Source organism: Acinetobacter sp. M5A5_2a (assembly GCF_053345265.1).
In genome coordinates, this window is record NZ_JBKEZV010000011.1 from 52,109 (window position 1) to 67,427 (window position 15,319).

The following is a 15,319-nucleotide window of genomic DNA, read 5'->3' on the forward strand; positions in this document are numbered from 1 at the left end:
ATTTTATTTTTAAAGTTGTGGGCCTATAAAGAAATGTAAACGAATCGGATGGTTTTCATCTGAAATACCCGAAGCGACATCTAAACGGATTGGCCCAATTGGAGACTTCCAACGAATTCCAACCCCAACGCTATAAGCTGCTGGATTACTAAAGTCTTTATCATAGGCATTACCAAAGTCAGAGAAAACAGCGGCTCGCCAACCGTCCTTAAACTGATAGTTATATTCTAAAGAACCAACAGCCAAAGCTTGTCCCCCAATTTTATATCCATCTACTTCTGGGGAAAGACTCTTATAGTCAAAGCCACGAATGGTTTGGTCACCACCAGTAAAGAATCTAAGATTGTATGGAACTTTGTCAAAATCATCGGTAAAAATGTAGCTAAGGTCAGATCTTCCAACGAATTGATGATCATCATTTTCGCCAAGAGAATAAATAAATCTCCAACCCGCACTTGCTATTGCCATATTGGCATCGGACAGTAAACTCTCGCTACCTAATTCTACTTTATAGGTTTGTTTAAAAGCCTTAGTTGGGTTTAAACGTGTATTACTAGAAGTTTTAGAAGTTTCATAACTAAATAATAATGCTTCTTGCTCTGATGCAGCAGTTTTAAAAGCATCTGGTAATTCAGAAATATCAACATTACCCTGTTGGGTTAAACGGTCTAAACGATAGCGGACACCAAAAGTATGTTGCCAGTTCCCTAACGGACGTTTAATGATACGCTCTCCACCAACAACAGCGGATTCAGTAAGTAAACTTACATCTGGACCAATATCATCACGTGTTTCACGCTCATATCCGCCCACAATGTTAAAGTAATCATTTAATGGGTGTTTATAGGGAATACTATATCGGCCATCAATAGATTGACGAATTTGTGAGACTTCCAAGTTGGCATCAAAAGAATGACCATATTTATTGACAATAGAACGGCGATACTGACTACGTAAACGTGCACCTGTATCGGTACCGTAACCAACACCTGTTTCTAAACTATTTAGCTTATCTGCATTTAAAGTCACAATGACTGGAATTCTTTTAGTTTCACGTGCTTGTGCTTGCAGGCGTTCCTGTTCAGTTTCTTGTTCATCCTGCTGAACGGGCGCACTTTGCAACATGGCTGTTTTAGCCTTAGCTTCTTGGTTACTTTGGGTTCCGGCAAACTGTTTTTCATCGACTACATTTTGTGTAACTTCTTTATTAGACGTGGCTAATTGACGTGCTTTAGCCAATTGTCGTTGTTCAGGTGAAAGTAAGTTAGACTCATCAACATCAATGTTTTGTTCATCGACCAAAGCCTGTAAATCTGGTGGTAGCTCAAGTCGTTTTTCAATTGGATCTGGTTTAACAGAGTCAACTAAAGTGTAATTAAAATAACGTGAGTTGGTTAGGTTATTTGCTAAAGTATTTACCCGCCAAAATGCATAGTCATCGCCCTCTTTCCACGGCGCCATACTTTCTAAAATATTCAAATTTAATGGCAAAGGTTTCGATGGATCACTCATACGAAACTCAACCTTATCTAATTTGTAACGCTCACCTGTTTCATAGCGTAAGTTAATATCAGCTTTATTTTCTGGCTGACTCACCTTCACATCATGCAAACGCCAGTAAGCATCAAAATAACCATTATTAGATGCGGCATCAACAATACGACTTTTAGTGGTTTCATATAAACCATGGTTAAAAATGTCACCTACATCCTGATCAGGAACTAAACGAATAACCTGAAACTGTGGTTGCTTTTCACCTGCACCAGTAAATTCAATATTTTGCTCATTAATTCGTACTGGTTCATTAGGTGTAACATTTACACGAACCCGACTCGAACTTAATTTTTCAAAGCGGAACTCAGCATTATAATAACCAACCGCCTGTGCTGCTTGATTACTTAATGTTCTAAGTTGAGGTAAAGCAGCATTGAAATCTTCAAATGACTCTTGAGTAAATGTCGATAACTTACCTTTAATGTTTTTAGCCAGCAAATCTGAAGCACCACTTACTTCTGCACTAATACGCGGTACTTGTTCCATTGGAATTGCACGTGGCGGACGCACTTTATTTAAAATACGCTTAAAGAAACCAGCTTGTTCAGGTGGTTCATCGGTCTCTGGCGTTAACTCTGGTAAGGTTTTTCCTGTTTCATTGGCTTCGACTACAATCTTGCTATCAGATTGAATCTCTTGCATAAGCTGGTCAATATTTACAGGTGCTTGTTTAATTTCCTGTACTTCAGACTGCGTTGCATCACTTACCGTTACTTCAGGTAGCTTCTGAGTCCCATTTTGAAAACTCTGCGCTTCATTTTTAGCCTCTTCCGCTACCCTATAAATTTCATTTGCCATGTTTTGGTCAACAGGCATATCTGGTAAATCTTCGAGATTATCCAGTGTAATTGGCTTAAATTCGTTAATTTGATTTGGAAATTGTTCTTGTTGTTGCAATATAGCCAAGCTATCTTGTTGTTGCTGAGCTTGAGTCACAAGTGTAGCAATATCTGTAATTGGAGCAGTATTTTGCTGATCCACTGACGCTAATTGTTCTGCTGAAGTATCAGACACAGTTGGGCTTGCAGTTGATGAACTAGCTGCAACAGAAGTTTGAGCAAAACTTGGCGTTACACAAACACTTAACAACAAGCTGCTACAAATAAGTTTAGGAATCCCCTGCATTTTTAAAATTAAATGCATAGAATGGGTGAGAGTTGACTGTTTAAACTTAATTTTAGAAGGCATAGAAAACTCTAGACTTATTTTTTAATAAAACGCACCAAGGTGAGTGTAAAACTCACTCAAAACCATTGATTTTTCATTTAATCAAGCGTTAAAAAATATCATACATGGTTTTCGATGCAAATTAACAATCGGTCACATTTTTTTATAAAACACAATGAAGTTTGCACATGATGAAACAAGATGAGCACCTGATGACATCACGTCGGTTCGTACCGATGTTTTTTACCCAGTTTTTTGGCGCATTAAATGATAACGTTTTTAAGCAAGCTTTATTATTAGTGATTACCTATGGTTTGATTCAGCAACAATCTGCCCCAGTAAGTACCCTTAATAACTTAGCGGCTCTCTTGTTTATTTTGCCCTATTTCTTTTTTTCGGCCACTGCTGGACAAATTGCAGATAAATATGAGCGTTCACAACTCGTCCGTGGCATAAAAATTTTAGAAATTATTATTATGCTCATTGGTTCTGCTGGTTTTTTATTGGGGCACTTATGGTTGCTTCTTCTTGCTTTATTCTTAATGGGTACACATTCAACATTCTTTGGCCCAATCAAGTACGCAATTTTGCCTGAAATTTTAAAACCACAAGAGTTAATGTCTGGTAATGCTCTGTTTCAATCGGGCACTTCAATGGCAATTTTATTTGGGATGATTTTAGGTGGTGCTGTAATTGCATCATCACATGGGAACTTATTGTGGATTAGTCTTACTGTTGTGATTATTGCTTGCATTGGCTATTTATGTAGTCGGTTCATTTTACCTCAAAAAGTTGCTGCTCCCGATTTAAAGATTGACTGGAATTTCATTCGTACAAGCTTTCAAACCATTAAATATGCCAAAAGCTTACCTTTAGTGTTCACTATTTTGTTAGGTAACTCATGGTACTGGTTCTATGGAGCCACTTATTTAACTCAAATTCCACAGCTCACCCAGCAAAATCTCCATGCTTCAGAAAATGTCGTCAGCCTTTTGCTTACTTTCTTTTCAGTCGGTATTGGTGTTGGGTCACTTCTATGCCGTAAAATTGGTGGTTCAGAAATTAATATTAAAATGGTGCCGATTGGTGCTATTGGCCTTACTGTTTTTGCGCTCTACCTTGCTGCCAGTTTAGCTTTTGTACCCGAAAGAACTGGTGCATTACTCACTTTAAAAGATATATTTACTCAAGGCTGGGTTTACTATCATGTAATGTTAGCAGTGACTTTACTGGGGATTAGTGGCGGTTTTTATATTGTTCCCCTTTATGCCATGATGCAGGCTTATTCTCCGCGCTCACATCGTGCCCGTGTTGTTGCGGCTAATAACATTTTAAATGCCGTTTTTATGGTTTCTTCTGCAATTTTTTCAATCTTAATCTTAAGTGTTTTAAAAATTGATATTAAAATACTTTTTATTATTACAGCTGTACTTAGTGCAATCTTTAGTATTTGGCTTCTAGCACGACTAAAACCAATGCTTGCCACAGCACATCTTTCTTTGGAGGACTAATTTATGCGCCACTATACTGGAATTGATCAGCTCATTAACTCTTTTGATCAAGCATTACGTAGTCTTGTTCCGGGTGCAACAGCAGCACAGCGCCAAAATCCAGCTGAAACAGTTGAAGCAAAACTAGGTGTAGAAGATGCTCGCCATGTCGCAGGCTTAATGCGTGTTAACCATAGTGGTGAAGTTTGCGCACAAGCCCTTTATCATGGACAAGCATTAACTGCAAAATTACCAAATGTACGCAAAGAAATGCAACAAGCAGCAATTGAAGAACAAGATCATTTAGCTTGGTGTGAAGTTCGCTTAAAAGAGTTAAATAGTCATACCAGTTTATTAAACCCAATATGGTATGGGCTTTCATATGGCATGGGTGCGCTTGCGGGTATTGCGGGTGACAAATATAGCTTAGGTTTTGTGGCTGAAACCGAACGCCAAGTCAGTCTTCATTTACAAGATCATTTAAAACAGCTACCAGCTCAAGATGATCGCTCTCGTAAAATTTTAGAGCAAATGAATGAAGATGAATTGCATCACCGTCATACTGCACTTGAAGCAGGTGGTGTTGAATTACCATATGCAGTAAAAATCACCATGACTGCTATTTCAAAGTTAATGACAAAAACCAGTTATTATCTTTAAAAAAACAAAGGATTGATCTGATTGAGATCAATCCTTTTTAAATATTATTTTAAGCCATGATCATATTTGAAACGTTCGATATCCCGAATTGAATTCCAATAGTTTCGATTAATACGGTCACGATCAATTTGTAATTCTTTTAAAAGCTTACGATAACGTTCACGCTCTTCTGGCTTCAACTTTTCATTGTAAGCATTATCAGAATATTGTTTAAACTTTTCGTCATAACGGTCATATTCATTTTTTGCATTGTAGTAATCGGAAGCTGCCTGATAATAAGGTCTTAAACGATTACGCTGCTCAACTGGGCACACATTGATATTGCCACTACCCTCTAAAGCGCTATAAAAAATATTTGTTGGCTGGCAATAATATCCTAGACCTTCTTTATACCCACGTTCATATGACTTTTGATCTGGAACAATATTGGCTTTTCCACATGCTTTGTAATATTGATCTAAACGTGGCGACGAACCTTTTGAACCATCTTTCTCACCCACTAATGACCAATTCGCAGTCTTACATTCTTCTACGCTCATTGCAGCACAACCTGAAAGGCTGATGGCTAGAATGGCTAAACCGATATTTTTCATATTAAGAGAACTCAAAAAATAAATGTAAAAAAACGCAAAAATAAAATTCCAGTAGATACCTTAAAAGGTCTTGCTCTATTCAAGACTTCAAAAATAAGTGACTCACTGGATAAGTCTTTAAGTTTAAATCAGTTTGACCATCTCACCAAATTGAAAGGTCATAATTCCTAACATTATTTAATCTAAAAATAGAATTCTAAGAAATTTGCTAACTCTTAGACTACCCTTATACGCTAATTTTACTTAAATTTTTAATTATAAAAATCAGACTCAAACAATTGATTATTCATACAAAAAATCTAAATATTCTAAAAATCATTCTTTAATCATTTTACTCTTTTTTTATGCTATTAACCTCACAGCTTGCGGTAGGATTTTAGCTAAATAACCACCAAGGTTTTTATAATGAGTACGCATATTTATCCAAACTTAAACTTACAAGGCTCTCACCTTAAGGCTTTTAAAATATCAGACGATTTTACTCCACCGACACAAGCCGGTACTTTCCAACCCGATTTATTTTTGAAAGAAGTCGATGAATATTTAAACTCATATCCTCATACTCAACATATTGATATTTGCCTACATGATTTAAACGGACATATTCGTGGCAAACGAATTGATGTTAAAAGTTTGAGAAATCTCTGCAACGGATGTTATTTTCCACTTTCTGTTTATGCAATGAGTCTTGATGGAAAAGTTATTGAAGAGACAGGCCTAGGAAAATATATTGGTGAACCAGACAGACTTTGCCTGCCCATTTTAGGCAGCTTGCAACCAAGTGCCTTATCCCCTGAATTGAATGCTCAACTTTTCCTCACAATGCAAGAAGAAGATGGCTCAGATTGTCGATATGAACCACGCAATATATTAAAAAAATTATTAAATCAGTTACACGCTAACAATTATTTTCCTGTTATGGCTGCTGAACTGGAGTTTTATCTTTTCTCACCCAACCATCAAACTGAAACATGTTTGGAAAACCAATGTTTTGACATAGATGCACCAAATAACTATCAACAAGTCTTAGAAGAAGTTGAAAAAGCCGCCCTACTACAATCTATTGAAATTACCGCTATTGTTGCAGAGTCATCACCTGGACAATACGAACTAAACCTTCAACACACTCATGATATTTTAAAGCTATGCGATCAAATTAATGCTTTAAAAAGAATTGTAAAACAAGTCGCAAGAAAGCATGACTTAACTGCCTGTTTCATGGCAAAGCCCAACTTGGCAAAGGCTGGTAGTGGCATGCATTTTCATATGAGCTTGCTCAATCAGTACCATGAAAATGTATTTAGTTCAGAAGTAGAAAAAGATGAACCTTCGGCCAAATTACTCAGCGCGATTAGTGGCCTAATTGAATTAATGCCTGCATCTATGGCTATTTTAGCGCCCAATATTAATTCTTATAGACGCTTTAAAATTGGGCACCATGTACCATTAGAAGCAAATTGGGGTACCAATAATCGTAATGTCGCAATTCGAATCCCATGTTCAGATTTAAAAAATCAACGCTTAGAATATCGTGTTGCTGGAGCCGACTGTAACCCCTATTTGGTTACAGCTACGATTTTAGCCGGTGTGTCTTACGGCTTATCTCATAAATTACCGCTACCAAAACCTGCACATCTTTTAAAATTTCCTGATGAGCACATTCTATTAGCCAACAATCAGCCAGAAGCATTAAAAATATTTAAAGGGAGTCTTATTTTAAAAGGATATTTAGGGGCAGACTTTGTAGAGCATTGGTACACAGTTAAACAGGCTGAATATCAAAATATTTACAGTCAAATGACTGAAGCAGAACAACATTGGGATATATAAATAAAAAAATACTATGACATAAAAATAAAGAAACACTGTATTTAGCGAACCCTTAGGGAGAAATTCCCTAAGGTTTTTTTATATGTAATTAATGATTTTTCTGTTTAGCTAAAAAACGTAATCCAACACCGGGTTCAGTTGCAATATAGCGTGGCTGAATTGCATTATCCCCAAGTTTACCGCGCAACTTGCCCACTAAAATACGTAAATAATGAGTATCTTCCTGATGGGTTGGTCCCCATAGTTCTTTTAACAGTTGAGGTTGTGTTAAAAGCTGCCCTTGATAGCGCATTAACAGCGTCAACAGTTGAAACTCTTTTCGAGTTAAAGTAATTGGCTGTTGCTCGATCCACACTAAACGTTGCATAACATCTACTTTAAGGTAGCCATCATCATAAACATGAGCTTCTTGCTGAATGGGTTGGTTTCTTAAAATGACTCGTATGCGCGCTAATAACTCTTGTACACTAAAAGGCTTGGTCATGTAATCATTTGCACCCGCATCTAGCAAGGCAACTTTTTCATATTCATCTGCACGTACAGATAAAACAATCACAGGAACATTCGACCAACTACGTAACTCTTGAAGCACTTCTTTACCGTCTAAATCTGGCAAACCCAAATCTAAAATAACTAAATCAGCACCTTGTGTAGCCAAAGCCTCCAAACCTTTGTAACCAGTCTCACAGAGCGTGGTTTTGTATTTTTGTGTTCTTAAAGCAATGTCTAAAAATTTACGAATTTGAGGCTCATCATCAATAATCACAATACGTGTTTCTACAGGTGATGTTTCTGAACTTATCATGACTTTACAACTTATTCTTTTACTGGATGAATGGGTAGTTTGATTTGAATTAAAGTACCTTTATTTTGGCGACCTGAAAATGCTTCTATTGTACCCATATGAGCACCAATAATCGCTTTCACAATTGTCAGTCCTAAACCTGTACCGAATTTTCCGCGGTCTCCACGTTCCATAGTATAAAACATATCGAAAATACGGTTTCTTTCATCTTCAGGAATCCCCGCTCCTCTATCTTCAATTTCTATCTTCACTTCATCTTCAAACAAAAGAGAAGCCCGAATCATGACTGGTTCATCTGGAGGTGAAAAGTTTGCAGCATTTTCTAAAACATTAAAAATAGCTTGCTCTACCAGTGCTGGATGAACATATAAACTAATGGTTTGTTCAGGTAATTCGACCAACACTTGAGTATCTGGTTTATAACGCTTCAAACGGCGGGTTGCCGAACCAATTAATTCATCTACACCAATCCAGTCTCTTTTTAAAGATAAGCCTTCATGCCCCAAACGTGTCATATCAAGCAAATTTTGAATATAACGATCTAAGCGCTCACCCTCTAAATGAATGGTTTCGAGTAAATCTTGCTGATCTTGCTCTGACATATCTGCTTTAAAATGAGCAAGCGTATCAGCAGCTCCAATAATAGAAGCAAGTGGTGAGCGTAAATCATGCGATACTGAAGATAATAAAGCAGAACGTAATCGCTCTGTTTCACTCGTTACTTTTGCTTGTTCAAGCTCATTCACCAGTTGGGTCCGGAGTGCTGCCTGCGCAATATATTCAATTACACTTTCAGTCAGTTTTTTTTGCTCAAAATTTAAAGAAACAACTTCATCTTTAAAGTAAATTCCCACAATACCTAGGCTATTTTTTTGTTCTAAAAGAGGTAAAAACCACCAGTTTGACTGACTAAGCGTATCTGTAAAACGCCCACATGGTTGTTGATGTTTCAAACACCAATCTGCTGCCACTTTTTCTTTGTCGTTTAGCTCTATGTCAGATGAAATCACTCTATCTTGAATAGAAATCCATACTTTAGTTTGAAGTTGTGTTTCTAAGGTCATACGTCCTGTTTGCATGACTTCTTCAAGGTTCACTGCACGAGAAAGTTTGCGCGCCAAATCTTGCATCACCGTAGTGTAGGCATTCGCAGCTTTTAAAGACAAAACCTGCTGACGTAATTGAGAAGCCAAGCGCCCAGCGATTAAAGCTGCTGCAAAAAAAGCAACAACGGTAACCACACCTTGATGTGCTGAAATCTGAAAAGTAAAACGCGGTGCAATAAAGAAAAAATTATAAGCCAAGAAACAAATAAGAGCTGCCACTACCGCAGCGAGCATTCTGGTTTTAGTGGCGACAATTAAAACTGAAATAATGAAAATGACAGAAAAGTCTTCAATCCCTAATAAAACTTCAGCAAAGTGCGCTATAAAAATACTGGCACATGTAACCGCTAAAACAAAAATACTTTCTTTGAGTGATAAAAATGATGGCTTTTCAAGCTGAGTTGTCTTTTTGGTGCCCTGTTCTGGATGCAAAATGGTTAAAGCAATTGAGTTTTCTTGGTTCAATAATTGTTGAGCTAAATTTTTCTTAAATAACTTTAACCACCACGGCGAAATACTTTTGCCAATGACCAGATTTGAGATTCCCCTATCCACAGCAGTATCCATTAAAACAGATGCAACCTGATGGCCATATATTACTTCTGTTCGACCACCAAGTTGCCGAGCAAGTTCAAATGCACGATCAATCTCAATATATTCTTTTTTATATGAATTTCCTGAACTCTGCCCAAAGTCCAAGCTTTTAGCAACGTTTACTACAGTCCACGTAGCCCCATAACGTTCTGCTAAACGACAACCTGCCCGTACTAAATATTCAGAAGAACCTTGCCCATCTATCGCAATCATTAATTCGTTTTGCAACGATATAGATTTCAAACCTTTAGAGGCATAACTCTCTTTTAAATCTGAATCGACATGTTCCGCAACGCATTGCATTGCCAATTCACGCAGTGCAGTTAAGTTCGAAACACTAAAAAAGCCTTGTAATGCCAGATTCGCTTGATCGGGTACATAGACTTTTCCTTGATGGAGTCTTTCAATGAGTTCACTGACTGGCAAATCAATTAAACGAATGTCTCGAATACGATCAAACACTCTATCTGGTACAGTTTCACTTACCCTAATGCCAGTAATCTGGTACACCACATCATTTAGGCTTTCTAAATGCTGAATATTCATGGTGGTGAATACGTCAATACCTGCATCTAGCAATTCATTGACATCTTGCCAACGCCGCTCATGACGACTATTTGGTATATTTCGATGAGCCAACTCATCAACTAAAACAATTTCCGGATGCCTAAGTAAAATAGCATCCAAGTCCATTTCTTCTAAAGTGTGTCCCTGATATTGCATTTCCTTTCTAGCAATTTGAGGCAAACCTTCCAAAATTTTTTGAGTTTCTGTTCTCCCATGGGTTTCAACAATGCCAACAACAACATCTGTACCTTGTTGAAACAACTCTTTGGCACGAGCGAGCATGGCATAGGTTTTTCCGACACCAGGCGCTGCACCGAGAAAGACTGTTAGTCGACCGGCTTGATATCTGTTGACATGATTTAATAAGGCCTCAGCCTGATTTTCGCGATTGCTTTGCACTTGATATCATCCGGTAAACTAACAACTTTATTTTTAAGTTAATGTGTAGATTGTAATTGATCTAAAGCGATATTGAGCTCTAATACATTAACACGAGCTTGCCCCAATACACCAAACTGCATCGGTTCAATATGCTTTTGCAATAGCTCTTCTACAACTTTAAGATCTAAATGGCGTGCTTGAGCCACTCGAGCCACCTGTAACTGAGCGGCTTCGGGACTGATATGTGGATCGATACCACTGCCAGATTTAGTCACCAAATCACTTGGAATAGATGTATTGCCTGTATGATCTTGTTTTTTCACTGCGAGTACCTGAGCATCGATTTGCTTTTGTAACTCAGGATTAGTACGAGCCAAGTTTGTACCCGCCATTGCCATGGGATCATAATTTGCTGCCGAAGGGCGTGGATGAAAATATTCATTCCCGACAAATGGCTGAGCCACTAAAGTTGACCCAACAACTTTGTGATCTATTTCGACCAAACTACCATTGGCCTGATTATTGAATAAAACCTGCCCAGCGCCAGTAGCGATAGCACTGTAAACAGCACCGCACCCTACTAGAGTAAAAATTAATAATCCTAACGATGCTCTTAAGGTCTGACCCAAATTTGCTTCTGAATTTTGTACATAAGTTTTCATTTCAAACTCCAGATTACAAACCAAATAATTGAACAATCACCACATCGATCGCTTTAATGGCAATAAATGGTAGGACCACACCACCCACACCATAAATCAACATATTTCGACGTAATAATTGAGTTGCAGTTGAAGGTTTAAATTTCACACCTCGAAGAGCAATGGGAATTAATAGCGGAATAATAATCGCGTTAAAGATTAATGCCGATAAAATCGCACTACTTGGACTCGCCAGATGCATCACATTTAAAACCTGCATTTGTGGAATCGCTGCGGCGAATAATGCAGGCAAAATTGCAAAGTATTTCGACACATCATTTGCTAACGAAAACGTTGTTAAAGCACCACGAGTAATCAACTGCTGTTTACCAATTTCAACCACAGCCAGCAGTTTGGTCGGGTCTGAGTCTAAGTCGACCATATTGCCTGCTTCTTTCGCAGCTTGCGTACCAGAATTCATGGCTAAGCCAATATCTGCCTGAGCTAATGCAGGTGCATCGTTGGTTCCATCACCGACCATCGCAACTAAACGACCTTGCTGTTGTTCAGTGCGAATACAAGCCAGTTTGTCTTCAGGTTTTGCTTCGGCAATATAGTCATCTACACCAGCTTCAGCAGCAATCGCAGCAGCAGTTAACGGGTTATCACCCGTCACCATTACGGTTTTGATACCCATTTCTCTTAAACGAGCAAAACGTTCTTTAATGCCGTGTTTAATCACATCTGAGAGTTCAATCACGCCCAATACATGATGTTGATTTGCTACAACCAATGGTGTTGCACCTTTTTTAGCGACTTGTTCAACACGTGCTTTTAACTCTAAATCTTGAGAATAATCTTCATCTACAAACTTCAAAATCGCATCTAAAGCACCTTTACGAATTTGGTCACCACTCGGTAAATTCACACCAGAAATTCGAGTCGAAGCACTAAAAGAGATAAATTCGGCTTGCTCAGGTTCTTGCTGTTTTAAACCTTGCTCTTTTGCTAACTTAACAATCGACTTCCCTTCTGGTGTTGGGTCAGCAAGTGAACTTACCCAAGCAGCAGCTCTCAACTCAGACTCGGTTACCGAAGTTAAAGGATAAAAAGAAGTCGCTTGACGGTCACCATAAGTAATGGTTCCTGTTTTATCGAGTAAAAGCACATCAATGTCACCCGCAACTTCTACCGCTTTACCTGATTTCGCCAAAACATTGGCTTTGAGTGCACGGTTCATCCCCGCAATACCAATCGCAGGTAATAAGCCCCCAATAGTTGTTGGAATTAGGCAGACCAATAGCGCCACAAGCACGACTGGATCAAGTTCAACATGCAAATAATTGGCAATAAACGGCAAGCTAATCACGACAATTAAAAACGTGAGTGTCATCACCATTAACAAAAAGCCAAGTGCAATCTCATTCGGTGTTTTTTGACGATTTGAACCTTCAACCAAAGCAATCATACGGTCCAAGAAACTTTGGCCAGATTCAGCAGTAACCTGAACGACAATACGATCTGTAAGTACTTTAGTCCCACCAATAACACCTGAACGGTCAGTTCCAGCTTCACGTAACACAGGCGCAGACTCACCTGTAACAGCCGATTCATTAATAGTGGCAAAACCTTCTACAATTTCACCATCGGCTGGAACAAGTTCACCTGCATGAACTTCAATAAAATCATTTAAGTGAAGCTCAGTTGCTGCAACTTGAGTCGCTTGACGGTCGGTCAAAGAATTGAGTTTTCGAGCAGTTAAGTTTTCTCTTGCTGCACGCAATGAAGATGCCTGACCACGACCTCTAGCCTCTGCAACAGCTTCGGCATAGTTGGCAAATAAAATGGTAATGAACAGGATAGCTGTTACTGCCAAACCAAATAACAGTGTGGTGTAACCCAAAATGGTACTAATTGCAGTAACCACTGTGCCAAGCCATACAATTGCCATCACAGGATTTTTAATTGCATGTTGTGGTAGCAATTTCACGAATGCATTTTTCCAAACTTCAAAATTTGGTACTGTCATGGTTTTTTTATGACTATTTACATGAGTTTGTGTATTCATTTTCACTCGCCTCCTTAGCCTTTAACCAACAAAAGTTGATCGGCAATTGGCCCAAGGACAAGAACTGGCATAAATTGTAATAAGGTAAGCAACACCACAATCGTGATCAGCGTTAAGGCAAAAGTTGGAGTTTCAACTTGGAGGCTTCCTGCTGTTTCAGGTGCTTTCCTTTTTGCAGCTAATCGCGTAGCAATCATTAATGGTAAAATTAATGTCGGGAAACGTCCTAAAAGAAGAGCGATACTACAAGTGACGTTCCACCATACGGTGTTATCTCCAAGGCCTTCAAAACCTGAACCGTTGTTGGCAAAGGCAGAAACATATTCATAGAACACTTGGCTAATACCATGCGGTCCTGAATTGCTGATGCCTGATAGACCCGGAATGCTGAGGGTTAATGCAGTAAAGGCAAGAATAACGAGAGGTTGAATCAAGATAATAATCGCGAGTAACTTAATTTCTGCGGCTTCAATCTTGCGTCCAAACAACTCAGGGGTACGACCTGTCATTAAACCGGCAATAAATACTGCAAGTAATAGATAAATCATAAACTGTTGCAGACCACAGCCTACGCCGCCCCAAATGGCATTAATCAACATGTTAATGAGTTCGACCAGACCAGTAAGCGGCGCAGAAGAGTCATGCATCATATTGACCGAACCATTATTTACTTGAGTTGTGACAGCTGCCCAAACCGCTGATGCTGCTGGTCCAAAACGTTGCTCTTTACCTTCCATTACGGCGAGTTGAGATGCTGTAGATGACATACTTTCAGACCAGATGGCTGCTGCACCTGAAATAATCGACATAAAAAGCATGCTACCAAACACAAAGTAAGCAAACTTTTTACGCTGAGTAAAATGCCCAACCATAAAAATTACTGTGATTGGAATGAGTAAAATCGCAATCATTTCTAATAAATTAGACAGTGGTGTTGGATTTTCTAAAGGCACAGAACTATTTGGACCGTACCATCCACCACCGTTACTACCCAATTGCTTAATAGCCACCATCGGTGCAACTGGTCCCAAAGGAATTTTTTGAGTTTCTACAGTGTTGGCTTTATCAATAAGTTGTACTTCTGGCCCGCCTTGGAAAGTCGCTGGTACACCTTGGCTATTGAGCAATAATGACCAGACAAAACAGAGTGGAAGCAAAAAGCGTACTGTAGGACGAATTACATCTGCCCAATAGTTACCAATTAAAATTTGATCTGGTTGCTCGGCAACGTCAGCTGCGATATGGCTTGGACGCTGATAAAAGAACGCTCTTAAAGTTGCGACAACCAAAGCCAGCCCCATCATTGGAGTAATGACTTGCAGGCCCACAATACCTGTCATTTGCGACAAATAAGATAACTGAGCCTGACCAGAATAATGCTGTTGGTTGGTGTTTGTTAAAAATGAAATAACTGTGTGTAGCGCTAAATCCCAACTCATATTTGGTGCATGGTTAGGATTTAATGGTAGCCATGCTTGCGTCATAAAAATAGCAAGAATAGCCACCGCAAGAAAAATACAGCTAACAACAAATGCTAGAGAATATTGTTTCCAGTTCATTTGTTGTTGTGGAGATACACCTAACAAGCGGTAAACAGGATTTTCAATCCAACGAAATAATCCATCACCAACCATCGGCTGATTTGCCATCACTTTGGATAAATATTTACTGAGACACCATGCTAGAAAAATAGCAATAAATAAAACAAGTATAAGTTCTAGCATGGCTATTCTCCTCTAAATCCCATGGCTTGACTTGCCAAACTGGAAATAAGGAGAAATAAAGAAATATCATTTTTTTTAAGTCCGCATAAGACAATGCCAGACTGATGCAAGATGCGCATTTGAGAATTTATAAGCATCT

Annotated in this window: 9 protein-coding genes and 2 pseudogenes; 3 read left to right on the forward strand and 8 right to left on the reverse strand. The window is 38.7% G+C overall.

The window, feature by feature from the left end; genetic code table 11:
• Positions 1-9 precede the first annotated feature (9 nt).
• Both ACLBWE_RS15110 and ACLBWE_RS15115 read right to left on the reverse strand, forming a co-directional pair.
• Positions 10-1,071: pseudogene (locus ACLBWE_RS15110) on the reverse strand (autotransporter assembly complex protein TamA); the annotation flags it as partial.
• An 89-nt stretch (positions 1,072-1,160) separates the two neighbouring features.
• Positions 1,161-2,742, reverse strand: a pseudogene (locus ACLBWE_RS15115) (POTRA domain-containing protein); the annotation flags it as partial.
• Between the two features lie 167 nt (positions 2,743-2,909).
• On the opposite strand from ACLBWE_RS15115, the gene ACLBWE_RS15120 reads away from it, so the two are divergent.
• Complete coding sequence (locus ACLBWE_RS15120) at positions 2,910-4,232, forward strand: MFS transporter (protein ID WP_348948035.1); 1,323 nt, start codon at positions 2,910-2,912, stop codon at positions 4,230-4,232.
• Between the two features lie 3 nt (positions 4,233-4,235).
• Entirely contained in the window at positions 4,236-4,871 is a 636-nt protein-coding gene (coq7, locus tag ACLBWE_RS15125) for a 2-polyprenyl-3-methyl-6-methoxy-1,4-benzoquinone monooxygenase (RefSeq protein WP_004643288.1), read from the forward strand.
• A gap of 44 nt (positions 4,872-4,915) precedes the next feature.
• On the opposite strand, the gene ACLBWE_RS15130 is transcribed toward coq7, so the two are convergent.
• Positions 4,916-5,464, reverse strand: a complete 549-nt coding sequence (locus ACLBWE_RS15130; protein WP_045430571.1) for a DUF2799 domain-containing protein — start codon at positions 5,462-5,464, stop codon at positions 4,916-4,918.
• 405 nt (positions 5,465-5,869) lie between these two features.
• Between ACLBWE_RS15130 and ACLBWE_RS15135 the strand changes: the two genes are divergently transcribed.
• Positions 5,870-7,294, forward strand: coding sequence for a glutamine synthetase family protein (locus tag ACLBWE_RS15135; protein ID WP_447603824.1), 1,425 nt, complete (start codon positions 5,870-5,872; stop codon positions 7,292-7,294).
• Positions 7,295-7,382: 88 nt separating this feature from the next.
• Here ACLBWE_RS15135 and ACLBWE_RS15140 read toward each other — a convergent pair whose 3' ends face one another.
• The 5 genes from ACLBWE_RS15140 to kdpA are packed head-to-tail and all read right to left on the reverse strand — an operon-like array spanning position 7,383 to position 15,180.
• The gene (locus ACLBWE_RS15140; protein ID WP_080027390.1) at positions 7,383-8,099 is read right to left on the reverse strand and encodes a response regulator; all 717 of its coding nucleotides are present in this window, start codon (positions 8,097-8,099) and stop codon (positions 7,383-7,385) included.
• Positions 8,100-8,110: 11 nt separating this feature from the next.
• Positions 8,111-10,765: an ATP-binding protein gene (locus ACLBWE_RS15145; RefSeq protein ID WP_447603826.1), complete on the reverse strand. Its 2,655-nt coding sequence runs from the start codon at positions 10,763-10,765 to the stop codon at positions 8,111-8,113.
• Between the two features lie 38 nt (positions 10,766-10,803).
• On the reverse strand, positions 10,804-11,409 hold the full coding sequence (kdpC, locus tag ACLBWE_RS15150; protein ID WP_447603828.1) for a potassium-transporting ATPase subunit KdpC: 606 nt from the start codon (positions 11,407-11,409) through the stop codon (positions 10,804-10,806).
• 13 nt (positions 11,410-11,422) lie between these two features.
• A complete protein-coding gene (kdpB, locus tag ACLBWE_RS15155; protein WP_447603830.1) occupies positions 11,423-13,462 on the reverse strand; it encodes a potassium-transporting ATPase subunit KdpB in 2,040 nt (679 codons plus the stop codon).
• An 8-nt stretch (positions 13,463-13,470) separates the two neighbouring features.
• A complete protein-coding gene (gene kdpA, locus ACLBWE_RS15160) occupies positions 13,471-15,180 on the reverse strand; it encodes a potassium-transporting ATPase subunit KdpA (protein ID WP_447603832.1) in 1,710 nt (569 codons plus the stop codon).
• Positions 15,181-15,319: the final 139 nt, after the last annotated feature.